At 65.8% G+C, this 15,677-nt stretch carries 12 protein-coding genes; 9 read left to right on the top strand and 3 right to left on the bottom strand.

What is annotated here, in order from left to right; all coding sequences use genetic code 11:
* Positions 1-9: 9 nt before the first annotated feature.
* A complete protein-coding gene (locus tag IYW40_RS06600; RefSeq protein ID WP_196399915.1) occupies positions 10-438 on the bottom strand; it encodes a hypothetical protein in 429 nt (142 codons plus the stop codon).
* Positions 439-727: 289 nt separating this feature from the next.
* Here IYW40_RS06600 and recJ point away from each other — a divergent pair, with 289 nt between their 5' ends.
* The 5 genes from recJ (at position 728) to IYW40_RS06575 (ending at position 6,827) form a co-directional block, all read left to right on the top strand.
* Positions 728-2,524 (top strand): single-stranded-DNA-specific exonuclease RecJ, encoded by a 1,797-nt coding sequence (gene recJ, locus IYW40_RS06595; protein WP_196399914.1) that lies wholly within the window; start codon positions 728-730, stop codon positions 2,522-2,524.
* 277 nt (positions 2,525-2,801) lie between these two features.
* Positions 2,802-3,812, top strand: coding sequence for a septal ring lytic transglycosylase RlpA family protein (locus tag IYW40_RS06590; RefSeq protein ID WP_196399913.1), 1,011 nt, complete (start codon positions 2,802-2,804; stop codon positions 3,810-3,812).
* Between the two features lie 89 nt (positions 3,813-3,901).
* Positions 3,902-5,089 carry a D-alanyl-D-alanine carboxypeptidase family protein gene (locus IYW40_RS06585; protein ID WP_196399912.1) on the top strand — a complete coding sequence of 396 codons (1,188 nt, stop codon included), beginning with the start codon at positions 3,902-3,904 and terminating at the stop codon, positions 5,087-5,089.
* Positions 5,086-5,760 carry a dTMP kinase gene (gene tmk / locus IYW40_RS06580; RefSeq protein WP_196399911.1) on the top strand — a complete coding sequence of 225 codons (675 nt, stop codon included), beginning with the start codon at positions 5,086-5,088 and terminating at the stop codon, positions 5,758-5,760. Before IYW40_RS06585 ends, tmk begins: the two co-directional genes overlap by 4 nt.
* A complete protein-coding gene (locus IYW40_RS06575; RefSeq protein WP_196399910.1) occupies positions 5,757-6,827 on the top strand; it encodes a DNA polymerase III subunit delta' in 1,071 nt (356 codons plus the stop codon). Before tmk ends, IYW40_RS06575 begins: the two co-directional genes overlap by 4 nt.
* Positions 6,828-6,836: 9 nt before the next feature.
* Here IYW40_RS06575 and IYW40_RS06570 read toward each other — a convergent pair whose 3' ends face one another.
* Positions 6,837-8,084: a CCA tRNA nucleotidyltransferase gene (locus IYW40_RS06570; RefSeq protein WP_196399909.1), complete on the bottom strand. Its 1,248-nt coding sequence runs from the start codon at positions 8,082-8,084 to the stop codon at positions 6,837-6,839.
* Positions 8,081-8,338: a DUF6111 family protein gene (locus IYW40_RS06565; RefSeq protein WP_196399908.1), complete on the bottom strand. Its 258-nt coding sequence runs from the start codon at positions 8,336-8,338 to the stop codon at positions 8,081-8,083. The genes IYW40_RS06570 and IYW40_RS06565 overlap by 4 nt, the downstream gene beginning before the upstream one ends.
* A gap of 333 nt (positions 8,339-8,671) precedes the next feature.
* Between IYW40_RS06565 and IYW40_RS06560 the strand changes: the two genes are divergently transcribed.
* The 4 genes from IYW40_RS06560 (at position 8,672) to IYW40_RS06545 (ending at position 15,666) form a co-directional block, all read left to right on the top strand.
* The gene (locus tag IYW40_RS06560) at positions 8,672-9,676 is read left to right on the top strand and encodes a MoxR family ATPase (RefSeq protein WP_196399907.1); all 1,005 of its coding nucleotides are present in this window, start codon (positions 8,672-8,674) and stop codon (positions 9,674-9,676) included.
* Positions 9,677-9,720: 44 nt separating this feature from the next.
* Entirely contained in the window at positions 9,721-10,656 is a 936-nt protein-coding gene (locus tag IYW40_RS06555) for a DUF58 domain-containing protein (protein ID WP_196399966.1), read from the top strand.
* Positions 10,656-13,424 carry a DUF4159 domain-containing protein gene (locus IYW40_RS06550; protein ID WP_196399906.1) on the top strand — a complete coding sequence of 923 codons (2,769 nt, stop codon included), beginning with the start codon at positions 10,656-10,658 and terminating at the stop codon, positions 13,422-13,424. Before IYW40_RS06555 ends, IYW40_RS06550 begins: the two co-directional genes overlap by 1 nt.
* A 163-nt stretch (positions 13,425-13,587) precedes the next feature.
* Entirely contained in the window at positions 13,588-15,666 is a 2,079-nt protein-coding gene (locus IYW40_RS06545) for a hypothetical protein (protein ID WP_196399905.1), read from the top strand.
* The last annotated feature ends 11 nt before the right edge of the window (positions 15,667-15,677 follow it).

The raw sequence follows: 15,677 nt of genomic DNA, 5'->3' as shown, positions 1-15,677 counted from the left end.
CCTGAAAAATCAATGCTCGTGTTTTGAACCTTTCTTGCCGGCGGGCCTGCTTTTGCGCGCAGGAGCGGGCCGGCGCTTGCGGCTGGCTGTGGGCTGGCGCTTTGCCCGGGCCGGCTTTCGCTCGAACTCCTCGGGAAAGCCGTCGATCAGCGCCCGCACCATGTCGACCGCCGACGCGGTCTGGTAGTTCGGCAATGAATGACAATGAACCTGGCCGGAGGCGTCGACGCCGAGCGGCGCACGGATTTTCCTTCCGTCGACCAGGATCTTGTAGGTCGTGACGATTTCGATCTCGTGGCCGCGATAGCTATCCTTGCGCACTGACTGGGCGCCGCCCGCGCCATGACCAGCGTGCGCTGGCGCTTTGTCGCGGGCTCGCGCGAGATAGTCGCTGAGTTTGCGAGGGGCGGCGCCCGTCGCGAGCTTCTTGGTCTCCATAAGACCTCCGCACAATTCCTGTTATGCAATCCGACGAAGCTGTAGGCGCGAAGGCTTTAAGTGCGCGAAAAATCTACAAACTTCAGTCGAACGTTCGCCTCATCAAAACGGATTGGATTGGAAATTTTCCACCAGCATATGACGCTGCCAATGGACAGTGATGTCAAGTGAATTCCCAGGACGTCAAATTGATAGGGTGTGGCGCCACTCGGGCATTCCCGCCGTCAGGGTCATCGGAACAGCTTGCGTCACTCGTCGCCACCGCTTAGCGATTCGATCTGAGGCATCAATGTCCGATTCGATGGTTCCCGCCTTTCTTGGGGTCGAGCGTTCCGTGCTCGGCCGACGTTGGCGCGGGCGGCTCGACGCTCGAGGCGAGGCGCAGGCGCTCGCGCTAACCCAGGCGCACGGGATCGACGATTTCCTTGCGCGGGTGATCGCTGGGCGCGGCGTGACGGTCGCCGACGCCGCTGGCTATCTCGATCCCAAGCTGCGCGACCTCCTGCCGGACCCGTCGTCGCTGCGCGACATGGACGCCGCGACCAACCGGCTCGCGGACGCGATTGAAAAGTCCGAGCAGATCGCCGTTTTTGGCGACTATGACGTCGACGGCGCCTGCTCCTCCGCTTTGCTCATCGACTTTTGGCGCGCGGCCGGCGCGCCGGAGCCCTTGCTCCATATTCCCGACCGGATCATCGAGGGCTATGGGCCGAACGTCGAGGCGATCCGCGATCTCGCGGCGCGCGGCGCGACTCTGCTGGCGACCGTCGACTGCGGGACCTCGAGTCACGAGGCGTTCGCCGTCGCGCGCGCGCTTGGCCTCGATGTGATCGTTCTCGACCATCATCAGGCGCCGGAAATCCTGCCGGATGCGCTGGTCGTCAACCCCAACCGGCTTGATGATCTTTCGGGGCAGGGGGCGCTCTGCGCCGCAGGGGTCGTTTTTCTTGTCCTCGTCGGATTGTCGAGGACGCTGCGCGCGCGCGGCTGGTGGAGCGACGATCGACCGGAGCCGGATCTTCTCGCCGCGCTCGATCTCGTCGCGCTGGCGACAGTCGCCGACGTCTCGCCGCTGGCGCGGCTCAACAGGGCGCTCGTCGCCAAGGGTCTGATGGTGATGGCGGCGCGATCCCGTCCGGGGCTCGCCGCGCTGATGGACGCCGCCCGATTGGATGGGCCGCCGCGCGCCTATCATCTTGGCTTCGCGCTCGGGCCGCGGATTAACGCCGGGGGTCGGATCGGCGACGCTGGCCTCGGCGCGAGGCTCCTCACCCTCGCTGACGGCGTGGAAGCGCGTCGCATCGCCCTCGAGCTGGACCGGCTGAATGGCGAACGGCAGGTCGTCGAAAGGATGATTTTGGAACAGGCGGTGGCCGAGGCGGAAGCGCAAGTGGCGGGCTCCAATCGCCTGTCCTGTCTCGTCGTGCACGGCCAGGATTGGCATCCGGGCGTTGTCGGGCTGATCGCATCGCGCTTAAAGGAACGCTTTAACACTCCAGCATTTGTTATTGCTTTCAATGGAGAATATGGAACAGGTTCGGGTAGGAGTTTAAGTGGCGTCGACCTCGGAGCGGCGGTGCGCCGCGCCGTCGATCTGGGCTTGGCGGTCAAGGGTGGCGGCCATGCGATGGCCGCCGGCGTGACTTTGGCCCGCGACAAGATCGACGACTTTCGCGCCTTTCTCGACGAGGCGCTGGCGGCGTCCGTCGAAGCCGCGCGTCTCGACGACGCGCTGGTTGTTGATGCGGCAGTCGCCGGACGAGGAGTCTGTCTCGAACTGCTGCGACGGGTGGAGCGAGCCGGTCCATTCGGGCAGGGCAACCCCGAACCTCTGTTTGCTCTGCCTGAGCAGCAGGTAACATTCGCTCAGACGGTTGGGGCCGATCATGTGCGCGCCCGTTTGCGTTCACGCGACGGCGCGACCGTTGACGCCATCGCCTTTCGCGCCGTGCATTCGCCGCTGGGCGAAGCGCTCTTGAGGGGGGACGGCGCACAGCTTCACGTCGCGGCGAAACTGTCGCGCAACGTCTTTCGCGGCATAGAGCGCGTCGAGACGCGAATCGTCGACCTCGCGCGCGTTCGATGACGCCGAGAGGACTGTGGCGCCAGGGCCACATCTGTTTTCAATCTCGGTGCGCGCATGCTTTTAGAGGGCAGGTGTCGCATTTTGGTCTCATTCGCGACGCCTGCTGACGCCAGCGTAACTGCGTTTAACGACAACTTCACACATCAACGAGACACTCCGCGGGTTGTGCCGCGCGGCGGTTCCCCGTCGCGCGAAAAATGAAGGAAGCGTCGCCGCTTATGGGGCGTGCTTCAGTGCAGTCGGCGGCGGATCGAAGTTGGTGGCAAGGACCGTCTGGATGCGATTTGTCGTCTTTAAAAACGCTGCTCATGCGCCGCGTCCGCTGGTTCGCTCCTCAATCATCCTTTCCAAACTGCTGCCCCTGGTCTGTCTCGGCGCGCTCGCCGGATGCTCTTCGACCACGGGATCGCATAGAAGCGCCGGCCTCGGCGGATTCGGTCAGATCGACCCGCGTTACGGGGTGCGTCCCAGCCCGCGGGTCATTGCCGAGGGCGAAGAAGTGCCGAAGGGCGGCGGCGCCTATATGGTCGGCAAGCCCTATAAGATCGCCGGCCGAACCTATTATCCGAGCGAGAGGCCCTATACGGCGACAGGAACGGCTTCCTGGTATGGCTCGGATTTCCATGGGCGACGCACCGCCAATGGCGAAATATTCGACAGGGCGTCGATTTCCGCCGCCCATCCCACGATGCCGCTGCCGAGCTATGCGCGGGTCACCAATTTACGCAATGACCGTTCGATCGTGGTGCGCGTCAACGATCGTGGACCCTATCATGGCGGACGCGTAATGGACGTCTCCCAGCGCGTAGCTCATGCGCTTGATTTTCACGGCGTCGGCACGACGCGCGTCAAAGTGGATTGGGTTGGGCGCGCCGATCTCGACGGAGACGACGACGATAAACTTCTTGCGACCCTGCGGGACGATGGCCAACCCGCGCAGATCGACGCTCCTGCGCCGGTGATGACGGCGGCGAATGAGGACCCGGCGCGTGCGATGCGCTATGATGAAAGGGCGGAAGTCGCCGAACTCGCGGCGCGCGTCGCCTATGAGAACGGGCAGGCGTCGGATGACCAGATGCGGGCCTATGCCAAGCAGGAGAGCGACGCGCCCCTGCCTCCCTCGCGGGAGCAAGCCAGCATCGACGAAGAACCCGTCGCTTCCACCCAGAAGGTCAGGAAAGTTGTGGCGCCGCTGCCGCCAGTGCGGCCCGCGCAATTCGGCGCCCGTCAAGCTTCCGCTCGCAACGCCATCCGACAGGCGCTGAATTCCTCGGTTCGAGCGAACTGAGCCGCCCCACGCCGTGATTGCAATTTTCGGCGTCGCGCGCCATCTTCTCCCGGCTTGCCGCGCTGCGGCGTAAATAACGGGAGCGCGCCTTGCCGAAATTTCCCGGGCTGCACCTTATTCTGATCGTCTTCGCATTGTGGGCGCTTGGCGCAGCGCCGGCGCGCGCCCAGAATTTTCAAACGAGCGTCCCGAGCGCGATTCTGATCGACGCTGGCACGAACACCGTCCTGTTCGAGAAAGGCGCGGACGACTACGCCAAGCCCGCATCGACCGTCAAAATTCTGACGGCGGAGCTGATCTTTCAGGCTTTGGCCGAAGGAAAATTGAAGCTCGACGACGAATTCACGGTTTCCGAGCACGCCTGGCGCACTGGCGGAGCGCCGGCTGGCGGGTCGGCGATGTTCCTCGCGCTCAATAGTCGCGTGCGGGTCGAGGATCTCATTCGAGGTTTGGTGATCCAGTCCGGCAACGACGCCGCGATTACGCTCGCCGAAGGCCTCGCGGGCGCCGAAGAATCCTTTGTGACGCGGATGAACAAGCGCGCCGCCGAGCTTGGCCTTGTCAAATCACGCTTCGGCAATCCTTGGGGCATGGACGGTCCTGATCAAAAGGTGACGGCGCGCGAAATGGCGAAGCTCGCGGCGCACCTGATCAAGACCTACCCCGAGTATTACCGGTATTTTGGCGAGAAGGAGTACACTTGGAATAAGATTCGCCAGCAGAACCGCAATCCGCTGCTGACGATGAGCATCGGCGCTGACGGTTTAAAGACCGGCAACATCGATAAGGACAGCGGCTACGGCTTAGTGGGCTCCGCCACGCAGGACGGCCGACGCCTGATCGTCGCCGTTTACGGCGCGAGGAGTTCGAAGGAGCGGGCTGAAGAAGCGCGCAAATTGCTGCAATGGGGATTCCGCAACTTCGAAGAGAAGGAACTGTTCAAGGCCGGCGAACCCATTGGGCCTGCGCAGGTCTATGGCGGAACGAAGGGCTCTGTCGAGCTGACGGCGAAAGAGGACATCAAGGTGCTTCTGCCGCGCGGCGCGAACGAGCGGCTGATGGGCAAGATCATTTACGAAGGCCCGGTGCTGGCGCCGGTCGAGGCGGGCGCAACGGTTGGACGCCTCGAAGTGAAGCGCGGAAACTCCGTCGTGCTCGAACAGCCGCTGCAGACTGCGGAATCGGTCGAGCAGGGATCGCTGCCGCGGCGCGCCTTCGACGCTATTTACGAATCCGCCGCCGCGGCCATTCACCAGAAACTCTCCGGCAAGAAATGACTTTCCAGGCGACGCCCGAAAAAGGCCGCTTCATCACCTTCGAAGGCGGCGAGGGCGTCGGCAAGTCGACGCAGCTTGCAAGGCTCGCCGAGCATTTGCGCGACTGCGGCTTCGAGGTGGTGACGACGCGCGAGCCCGGCGGCACGCCAAAGGCCGAGAAGCTGCGCGCCTTCCTGCTCTCGGGACGCGCCGCGCCGCTTGGTCCGCTCGCCGAGGCGGCGCTGTTCTCGGCGGCGCGCGCCGATCACGTCGAGACGCTGATCGCGCCCGCCTTGAAGCGCGGCGCATGGGTGCTGTGCGACCGCTTCGCCGATTCGACCCGCGCCTATCAGGGCGCGCGCGGCGGCGTCGACGCCAAAACTCTGGCGCTGCTCGAAAGCGCGGCGGTGGGCGATGCGCGGCCGGATCTGACGATCATGCTCGACCTGCCGGCGCAAGAAGGCCTCACACGGGCGGCGTCGCGGCGGCATGGCGAAGCGGTCGATCGTTTCGAAAGCGAAGCGCCGGCCTTTCACGAGGAGCTGCGGCAGGCCTTCCTCGACATCGCCGAGAGCGAGCCGGAGCGCTGCTGCGTGATTGACGCCTCCATGACCATCGACGACGTCGCGCGTGCGGTGCAGCGTCTCGTTCACGACCGCTTCCTGGCGCACGCCGCACAAGCCGCGCAATGAGCCGCGAAGAGGGGAACCCGGAAAGCGATCGTTACGACAAGGCCCCGCATCCGCGGGAGACCCTGGGGCTTTTCGGTCACGCCACGGCGGAGCATGAATTTCTCGACGCCTACCGCCGCAACAAGATGGCGCAGGCGTGGATTATCGGCGGGCCGGAAGGCGTCGGCAAGGCGACGCTCGCCTGGCGCCTGGCGCGGTTTCTCCTGGCGCATCCCGAACCCGCCGCCGCGGCGGTTCAGTCCGCGGAGAGCCTCGCGGTGCCCGCCGACCATCCGGCGGCGCGGCGGATCGCCTCAATGGCGCTTGCCGATATTTTTCTGCTGCGCCGCGCCTGGAACGACAAGACCAAAAAGCATTTCACCGAAATTCGCATCGAGGACGTGCGAAAGGTTATTCAAGCCTTCCATCAGGCGTCGGGAACCGGCGGCTGGCGGATCGCCATCGTCGACTGCGCCGACGATCTCAATCGCGCCAGCGCCAACGCGCTTTTAAAGCTCATTGAGGAGCCCCCGCAGCGCTCGCTGTTTCTGCTGATCGCACATCAGCCCGGCCGCATGCTGCCGACGATCCGTTCGCGCTGTCGCAGACTGATGCTCGGCGCGTTGTCGCCGGAAGACACGATCGCCGCCGTGAAAAGTCTCGGGTCCCCCTGGTCGCAGGCGCCTGAATCAGACCTGCTCGTCGCCGCCGCGCGCGCCGAGGGCTCGGTGCGGGAGGCGCTGCGGCTGCTCGGCGATGACGGCGTCGCCTTCGACGCCGCCGTGCGCCGGCTTTTCGACAGGTTGCCGCAGGTCGATTGGCTCGGCGCGCATATGCTGGCCGACAAGCTTACCGGCCGCGACAATGAAGCGGCCTATGAGACCTTCATGCGCGCGACGCAGCGCCATCTCGACTCCCGCGTCCGCGCGCTCGCGCAGACCGGCGCCGCCCCGATGAGACTCGCCCGCTACGCGAGCGCCTGGGACGCCATTCGCGACGCCGCCAGGGAAACCGAGGTGTTCAATTTCGACAAGCGCGCGCTGGTGCTGGGGATCTTTGATCGGCTGGCGCGGGCGGAGGCCGGCTAGTGGCGGGCGCTAGCGCGCCTCCCGGCCGCTGTTCGCCATGGCGTTTTCGAGAAGCTGCAGAACGACGGCGGGGTCGCGCGGGAAGCCGGCGCGAATCCATTCGGCTTGCAGCGTTCTAAGCGCGTCGCCCAATTGCTTGCCCGGCGCGACGCCCCGCGCGATGAGATCCGCGCCCTTGATGGGGAAGGCGGGCGCGGGCGTCTCGTCCAGATAACGCGCGGCCTCCCGCCACTCCGGATTGTCCGCCGCCGCGGCGCTTTCCGCATGCGCGAGCGCCAGCGCATCGGCCGCCGCGCGCGCGCCGCACAGGAACAGCATTTCGCGCAGATGCGACGTCGGCGGCGGAGCCTCGCGTCCATGCAAGGGCGCGAGCGTTTGCGCCGCCGCCGCAAGCCGCGCGAATTCGTCGTTGGAGAGCCGCAGGCGCTCGCGCAGCCGCTCGGCGTCTTCGGCGGTCAGCACCGAAAAGGCGGCAAGCCGCAAGACCGCGTCCGCCGGTTTGCCTAAGGCCGCTTCGCGTTCGGCGAGTCGCTGCAGTCGAGAGGGATAGCCGATGCCGAGAATGACTTCGATGACGCCGGCGTGCGACATGGCGCGCAGCACGTCCGGCGCCCGGCGCGCGAGCAGCAGCTTCATCAGTTCGGCGTGGATGCGCTCGCGCGACAGGCGCGACAGATTTTCCCGCGCGACGATCGACTCATGCAGGCCCTCGCGATCGAACGGTCCCTCGCCATGAGAGGCGTTGAAACGAAAGAAGCGCAGGATCCGCAGATAGTCCTCGCGAATCCGCGTCGCCGCGTCGCCGATAAAACGGATGTGCCGCGCGTCGATATCGGCGAGGCCGTCCGTATAATCATGAATTTCTCCATCGGAAGAGAGCGACAGCGCGTTGATGGTGAAGTCGCGCCGCTTCGCGTCCTGCTCGAAATCGCCGCCAAAGCGCACCTTAGCGAAGCGGCCGTCGGTCTCGACGTCCTCACGCAGCGTCGTGACCTCAAAGGGCGTTCCCGCGACGACGATCGTCACCGTGCCATGTTCGATGCCGGTCGGCACGCCTTTCAGGCCGGCCTCGCGCGCGGCCGCAAGGACGGCGTCGGGCAAAGCGGTCGTGGCGAGATCGATCTCGTGAGGCGGCAGACCGAGCATAGCGTCGCGCACGGCGCCGCCGACCACGCGCGTTTCGGCGCCCGTCTTCGAGAGCGCCGCAAACAGCGTCGCCAGCCGGGGATCGTCAAGCAGTCTCAGCGCAGCCTTCATTCAAAACGGCCCGGCTTTAATTTTCCATTTTCAATATGGGCCGGCACATAAGCGCCCTGGTTAAGCCGCGTGAAGCCGAGCGCCACGACCCCGACGATCGCGACGACGAGGCCCGCGATCGTCAGCAGCGATACGATCTTGCCATGCCAGAGCTCGCGCACGAAAGGCCAGCGAAGCTGCAAAGAATGGAAAAGCGCATAGGCGACGAAGGGCGTGAGGAAGAGCAGGGCGGTTTCAACGATTGCGCGCCACATGGGCGGAAACGCCTTTCGTGATGAGGATGTCCGACGAATATACTCCGATGAATATACATGGCGTCCGTCGAAGGGCGTTTAATGCGGTATGCATGAACAAACTGTCACGTCCAAATTGCGGTTTTGCCGGTAAAATGCCTCCCTAACGCGCCGGTTGCGCTTGAATTGCACCGGCGGAGAGACGAAGATTGCGCTTGGCCCTAATCCCCGCCGCTTCGCTTTATATACGGAGCCGAATGGCGCGGGGGCTTTGAATCGCGTGCGGCGAAACACGGCAGCGCCGCTACGATGCGCCCGATCCTCTTCATAGACAGGCTGCCTGAGCACGCTGAAATGACCTCATTGGACACCAGGACAACCTCGCTCGAAACAGCCGTCGTTCAATCCGCCGAACGCGCCCTCGACCATATCGGTCGCGCCCGCGCCGCGATCGGCGCCGTCATTTTTGGCCAGGACGAGGTCGTCGAACAGGCGCTGGTGACGATCCTCGCGGGCGGCCACGGGCTCCTCGTCGGCGTGCCTGGTCTCGCCAAGACCAAGCTTGTCGAGACGCTTGGCCGCGTGCTCGGCTTGGCGGAGCAGCGCGTGCAGTTCACGCCGGATCTGCTGCCCGCCGATATTCTCGGCTCTGAAGTGCTTGAAGAGGGGGCTGACCGGTCGCGTTCGTTCCGCTTCATCAGGGGGCCGGTCTTCACCCAGCTGCTGATGGCCGACGAGATCAACCGCGCCTCGCCGCGCACGCAATCGGCGCTGTTGCAGGCGATGCAGGAGCATCATGTCAGCGTCGCCGGCAAGCGCCACGATCTGCCGCGGCCTTTCCATGTCCTTGCGACGCAAAACCCCCTGGAGCAGGAGGGCACCTATCCGCTGCCGGAGGCGCAGCTCGACCGCTTCCTGATGCAGATCGACGTGCATTATCCCGACCGCGCCAGCGAGCGGCGGGTCCTGCTGGAAACGACTGGCGAGACGATGGCCGAGGCGAGTCAAGCGCTCGACGCCGAAGAGCTGATGGCGACGCAAAGGCTCGTGCGCCGGCTTCCGATCGGGGAAAAGGTCGTCGACGCGATCCTCGACCTCGTTCGTTCAGCCCGTCCAGACGAGGGCGACGCGGAAATCGCGCCGCATGTCGCCTGGGGTCCGGGACCGCGCGCTGCGCAGGCGCTGATGCTGGCGACGCGCGCCCGGGCGCTCGTCACCGGCCGGCTCGCGCCCTCGATCGACGATGTGGCGAAACTCGCCGCGCCGGTGTTGCGCCACCGCATGGCGCTCAATTTCGCCGCGCGCCGCGAGATGACCGTTTCCGACGTGGTTCAGACGCTCGTGGCGCGGATCGGGTGACGGGCCTTCGCTCCGCTCGTTCCCTCTGACGGAGAAAGATGACGATGTTTGCTGACGTCGCCACGCGCGCCTACGATCCTACACAGCGCAAGCCCGCCGACGGCGCTACGGCGGCCGATCTCGCGAGCCGGATGCCGAGGCTGGTGGCGCGCGCTCACGAGATCGCGGCAAGCCTCGCCTACGGCGTTCATGGCCGCAAGCGCGCGGGCGTCGGCGAGACGTTTTGGCAATATCGGCCATTTGCATCGGGCGAATCGGCGCATCGCATCGACTGGCGCCGCTCCGCCCGCGGCGATCAGCTCTATGTGCGCGAGCGTGAATGGGAGGCCGCGCACGACTATTTCCTCTGGATGGATTGTTCTCCTTCCATGGCCTTCGGCTCGTCTCTCGCCTCCGACGACAAGCTGTCCCGCGGCGTGACCCTCGGGCTCGCGCTCGCCGACGTGCTCGTTCGAGGCGGCGAGCGGGCGGCGGCGCTGGGCCTGACCGCGCCAATCTCGGCGCGCGATGTGATCGACCGGCTGGCGCGCGCTCTGGCTGACAATGCAACGGAGGCGACGCGCGATGATCTTCCGCCGCAGGCGCCGATCCGCCCGCGCGCCCGCGTCATTCTGATCTCCGATTTCCTCGTCGATCCGGACGCGCTTGCCGCACGCCTGCGGCGCTTCGCCGACGGCGGCGCCTCCGGCGCGGTCTTGATGGTGACCGATCCCAGCGAAGAAACCTTGCCGTTTTCTGGCGAAACCACTTTTCTCGACACCGACGGCGGCCCCGCCTTTTACGCAGGCGACGCGCGCAGTCTGCGGGCCGCCTACGCGCGGCGGTTCGAGGCGCATCGCGACGCCGTGCGCCGGGCCGCGCAACGCGTCGGCTTCATCTTCCTGCAGCATCGCACCGATCGGCCGGCCTCCGAAGCGGCGCTGGCGCTCGCCATGGGATTGCTCGGAGCGGATGGAGTCAGCTTCGAGGAGCGGCGCTGATGTTTTCCTTCGCCGCGCCGCTTGCGCTGTTTGGTCTCATCAGCCTGCCGATGATCTATTGGCTGTTGCGGGTCACGCCGCCGCGTCCACGCGAGATCGTCTTTCCGCCGACAAAAATTCTGCGCGAGCTCAAGCCCGACGAAGAGACGCCGGCGAAAACCCCGTGGTGGCTGATGGCGCTACGGTTGGCGCTTGCCGCCGCGTTGATCTTTGCGATGGCGGGACCGGTCTGGGCGCCGAGCGGCGTCGTCGCGTCTTCCACGCCGACGCTCATTGTCCTCGACGACGGCTGGACGGCGGCGCCGACATGGGAACGACGGCTCGCTGGCGCTGCATCGATCATCGAGTGCGCCGCACGCGCCGGCGGTCCCGTCGCAGTCGCGCTTGCGTCCGAATCTGCGGCGCCCGTTCCAGGCGACGGGCCGCGCGCGATGGAAAAATTGCGTTCGGCGCGGCCCAAGCCATTTCTGCCGGACCGCAAGGCGATCGGCGAACAGGTCGCGGCCTTCGCCCACGCCCACAAGGCGACGCGCATGGTGTGGATCAGCGACGGCGTTGTGCAGGGCGACGCGTCAGGCTTCGTGCGCGTGCTGAAAGAGTCCGGCGCGAGCGGCGTCGAGATTTACGTCGAGGACCATGCGCCGCGGGCGCTCGCCGCGCCGACAAATGATGCGGCCGCGCTGAGCGTCGATGTGCTGCGCATCGGCGACGACGCGTCGGCGGTTGTGGACGCGCTCGACGCGAAAGGTCGAACGGTCGGCCGAGCCGAAGTGGATTTTGGCGGCGCGCGGCGCGTTCGGGCGAAAATCGAACTGCCGGTCGAACTTCGCAATGAGGTGAGTCATCTGCGCATCCAAGGGGAAAATTCCGCCGGCGCTGTCGCTCTTCTCGACGCGCGCTCGAAAGTGAAGCGCGTGGCGCTGATCGGAGGCGGCGCCGCCGATGAGGCGCAGCCGCTGCTCTCGCCGCTCTACTACCTCGAAAAGGCGCTTGCGCCTTTCGCCCAAATCCGCACGGCGCGTCCCGGCGTTGTGGATCCGGTGCAGGCGCTGCTCGCCGAACAGCCCAATATCCTGGGGCTCGCCGATGTCGGGCTTGCGCCCGGCGAGACATTCGACGCGGTGTCGCGCTTCGTCGAAGAAGGCGGGACGCTCATTCGTTTCGCAGGGCCGCGTCTCGCCAACGCCGACGATGGTCTGCTGCCCGTGCGCCTGCGCCGGAACGGCCGCGTGCTCGGCGGGGCCATGTCCTGGGAAGAGCCAAAGGCGCTCGCCGAGTTTGACGCCACGAGCCCCTTCTTCGGCCTGCCGGCTTCGAAAGACGTCACGGTGCAGCGGCAGGTGCTCGCCGAGCCTGATCCGGGACTTGCGGACAAGACCTGGGCCCGCCTGTCCGACGGCACGCCGCTCGTGACGGCGGAACGACGCGGGAAGGGCCTGATCGTGCTGTTTCACGTCAACGCCGACGCCAATTGGTCGAACCTGCCGATCTCGGGACTTTTCGTTGAGATGCTGAAACGGATCAGCGCCATGGCTGGAGAATCGGCGCCCTCGAGCAGCGAACGGTCTGGCATGGTCGCCGATCCGTCGGCTTTGGCGCCGATGCGCCTTCTCGACGGGTTTGGCGCGCTCGGCGCGCCCGGCCTTTTCGCGCAAAGCATTCCGCCCGGATTTGACGGGCCTGCAAGCGCCGAACATCCGCCCGGGCTGTATGGCTCGGGGGAGGCTTTCGTCTCGGTGCAGACCTTGCGCCCGACTGACGAGATCAGCGCTTTCGATTTCGCCGGCGCCGGACTGAGCGCGAACGTGCTGCGGGCCGGCGGCCAGCTCGATTTGCGCGGGCCTCTGCTCGTCTTCGCGCTCGCCGCCTTTATCGCCGATGCGCTGATCGCTCTGGCGCTTGCCGGAAAGCTGCGGCTGCGGCCCCTCGGCGCCGCGACCGCGGCGCTGTTCGGCCTACTGTGCGTGATGGCGATGACCAGCGAGACGCGCGCCGAGTCCGCGCCGAAATCCGCCGCCACCCAGCGCGACAAGGACGCCGCGCTGACGGCACGGCTCGCCTATGTGATCTCGGGCGACGCCCACGTCGACGAAATATCGCGGCTGGGCCTCGAGGCGCTCACCCAGGCGCTGAACATGCGCACATCTTTCTCGCCGGGAGATCCGGTCGGCGTCGATCCGGCGAAAGACGAACTCGCCTTTTATCCCTTGCTCTACTGGCCGATCGTCGCGAGCGCTCCGCAGCCGCCCGCGAAGACGGTGGCGAAAGTCACCGCCTATATGAAGCAGGGCGGCACAATCATCTTCGACACGCGCGACGCTCTGTCTCAACACGTCGGCGGCGCGCCGACTCCAGAGGCGCAATGGCTGCGCGATCTGACGAAAGGCTTGGACATTCCGCCGCTGGAAGTGACGCCGCGCGATCACGTCATCACCAAGACCTTCTATTTGCTCGACGGATTCGTCGGCCGCTACGCCAATGGCGAGACCTGGGTAGAAGCGCTGCCGCCGGAGCCGAAAGATCAGGCTGCGCGTCCGGTGCGCGCGACGGACAGCGTCTCCGCAATCGTCATCACCTCGAACGATCTCGCGAGCGCCTGGGCGCATGACAAACGCGGCCAGCCGCTGTTTCCGTTGACGCCGGGCGGCGCGCGCCAGCGCGAATTCGCGCTCCGCGGCGGCATCAATCTGGTGATGTATACGCTGACCGGGAACTATAAATCCGATCAGGTGCATGTGCGCGACTTGCTGGAAAGGCTGGGCCAGTGAGCGGCGTCGATATGATCCGACATCATTCTGCCGCGTCATGGCCGGGCTTGTCCCGGCCATCCACGTCGGGACGAACCGCGAATGCGACAAGACTTGCGCAGCGGCGCGGCGTGGATGCCCGCGACAAGCGCGGGCATGACGGTAGTGCATGGGGCTACCACGCATGAGCGACCTCACGCTCGCCTTTTCGCCGCTCGCTCCCTGGTGGGCGCTGATCCTTCTCGGCGTGCTTGGCGCCGGCGCGCTGGCGCTGATGGCGGCCAAACGCCAACGTGGCGCGCCGCTCCGGGCGTTCGCTTTCGCCCTATTGATTGCGGCGCTCGCCGACCCGTCGCTCGTGCGCGAAAAACGCGATCCGCAAAAGAGCGTCGTCGCGGTGGTTGTCGACAAGAGCGACAGCCAGAATTTCGGCGCGAGAAACGCGCAAACGGAAGAGGCGCGCAAGGCGCTCGACTCTGCGCTCGCAAAATTCGGCGACGTCGAAACGCGCACGATCACGGTCGCCAACGACGCTTCGGGCAATGACGGCACCAAGCTCTTCGGCGCGCTCGCCGAAGTTTTGAAAGACGTTCCCTCGGAGCGCGTCGGCGGGGCTATTCTTCTGACCGACGGCGTCGTTCACGATATTCCCGCCAAGGCCGAAGCGCTCGGCTTCAAGGCGCCCGTTCAAGCGCTCGTGACCGGACATCAGGGCGAGCGCGACCGCCGCATCGAGCTTGTCGAGGCGCCGCGCTTTGGCATCGTCGGCAAGGATCAGATCATCCGCGCGCGCGTTGTCGATCTTGGCGGCGACGGCGCCCGCATCCCGATTTCAGTGCGCCGCGACGGCGAAGCGCTGCCGACCTTCAGCCCTGCGCCCGGCGACATCGTCAGCATCCCGGTGCGCATCGAACATGGCGGACAAAACGTCGTCGAACTCGAAATTCCATCCGCGCCCGGCGAGCTGACGCCGCTCGACAATAAGGCCGTGCTGTCGATCGAAGGCGTGCGCGATCGGCTGAAGGTGTTGCTTGTGTCGGGCGAGCCGCATCCGGGCGAGCGAAGCTGGCGCAATCTTTTGCGCGCCGACGCCAATGTCGAACTGGTGCATTTCACCATATTGCGGCCGCCGGAGAAGCTCGACATCACGCCGGCGAGCGAATTGTCGCTGATCGCCTTTCCGACCGCCGATCTCTTCGGGAAGAAAATCAACGAATTCGATCTCATCATCTTCGATCGCTATTCGAGCCAGACGACGCTGCCCTCGATCTATTTCGAGAACATCGCCAATTACGTCGAGAATGGCGGCGCCTTTCTCGCGGCCGTCGGCCCGGATTACGCGACGCTGCGCGGACTCTATTATTCTCCGCTCGAAAACATCCTGCCGGCGCGCCCGGACGGCGCGCTCATTGAACAGGCGTTTCGCGCCCGCGTCAGCAAGGACGGCGAGAAGCATCCGGTGACGCGTGGCCTCGCTGGCGCCAAATCCGAGCCGCCGAATTGGGGCGAATGGTTCAGGCAGGTCGACGCCAATGTGGTGAAGGGCGACTCGATCATGTCCGGCGTGCGCGACAAGCCGCTGCTGGTGCTCTCGCACGAAGGCAAGGGTCGCGTCGCGCTGCTGCTCTCTGACCAGATTTGGCTCTGGGCGCGCGGCTTTGAGGGCGGCGGCCCGCATGTCGATCTGACGCGCCGCCTGGCGCATTGGCTGATGAAGGAGCCGGATCTCGAAGAGGAGGCGCTGCGCGCTTCCGCGCATGGCCGCGAGGTCAGCGTCGAGCGCCAGACAATGAAGGAGCGACCGGCGCCGGTGATGGCGACGGCGCCGTCCGGCGCGCGCGACGAAATCGCGGTCGCGCAGAGCGAGCCGGGACTGTGGCGCGCGCGTTTCGACGTTAAGGAAATGGGCCTGTGGCGCTTCGAAAGCGAAGGCCTCACCGCGCTTGTGAACGTCGGTCCGCCCAATCCGCGCGAGTTCCGCGAAGTGGCCTCGACAACGGAGAAGTTGCAACCGCTGATGGAGGCGACCGGCGGAACGGCGCGGCGCTTATCGAACGGCGGCGCCGACACCGTTTCGATGCCGCGCGTCGTCGAATTGCGCGACGCCAACCGCTATGGCGGCTCGGACTGGATCGGGATCAGACAGACCGGCGCCTCGACGCTCGTCGGCGTCGAAATCGCGCCGCTGGGTTTGGGTTTATGGGCGATGCTGGCGCTGGTCGGCGCCGTTGTCGCGGCCTGGGGCTGGGAGGGAAGGCGGTAGGTGTTGGGCTC

Origin of the sequence: Methylocystis sp. H4A (genome assembly GCF_015709545.1) — a bacterium.
Classification (GTDB): Bacteria; Pseudomonadota; Alphaproteobacteria; order Rhizobiales; family Beijerinckiaceae; genus Methylocystis; species Methylocystis silviterrae.
The sequence above is the reverse complement of the archived record's forward strand: the minus strand, read 5'-3'. Positions and strand labels throughout refer to the sequence as shown.

Bases quoted from the DNA above. Each gene is read 5' to 3' on its own strand.
- recJ (WP_196399914.1), top strand. From the start codon at position 728: ATGTCCGATTCGATGGTTCCCGCCTTTCTTGGGGTCGAGCGTTCCGTG.
- IYW40_RS06600 (WP_196399915.1), bottom strand. From the start codon at position 438: ATGGAGACCAAGAAGCTCGCGACGGGCGCCGCCCCTCGCAAACTCAGC.
- tmk (WP_196399911.1), top strand. From the start codon at position 5,086: ATGACTTTCCAGGCGACGCCCGAAAAAGGCCGCTTCATCACCTTCGAA.
- IYW40_RS06570 (WP_196399909.1), bottom strand. From the start codon at position 8,084: ATGAAGGCTGCGCTGAGACTGCTTGACGATCCCCGGCTGGCGACGCTG.
- IYW40_RS06590 (WP_196399913.1), top strand. From the start codon at position 2,802: ATGCGATTTGTCGTCTTTAAAAACGCTGCTCATGCGCCGCGTCCGCTG.
- IYW40_RS06565 (WP_196399908.1), bottom strand. From the start codon at position 8,338: ATGTGGCGCGCAATCGTTGAAACCGCCCTGCTCTTCCTCACGCCCTTC.
- IYW40_RS06560 (WP_196399907.1), top strand. From the start codon at position 8,672: ATGACCTCATTGGACACCAGGACAACCTCGCTCGAAACAGCCGTCGTT.
- IYW40_RS06575 (WP_196399910.1), top strand. From the start codon at position 5,757: ATGAGCCGCGAAGAGGGGAACCCGGAAAGCGATCGTTACGACAAGGCC.
- IYW40_RS06545 (WP_196399905.1), top strand. From the start codon at position 13,588: ATGAGCGACCTCACGCTCGCCTTTTCGCCGCTCGCTCCCTGGTGGGCG.
- IYW40_RS06555 (WP_196399966.1), top strand. From the start codon at position 9,721: ATGTTTGCTGACGTCGCCACGCGCGCCTACGATCCTACACAGCGCAAG.
- IYW40_RS06550 (WP_196399906.1), top strand. From the start codon at position 10,656: ATGTTTTCCTTCGCCGCGCCGCTTGCGCTGTTTGGTCTCATCAGCCTG.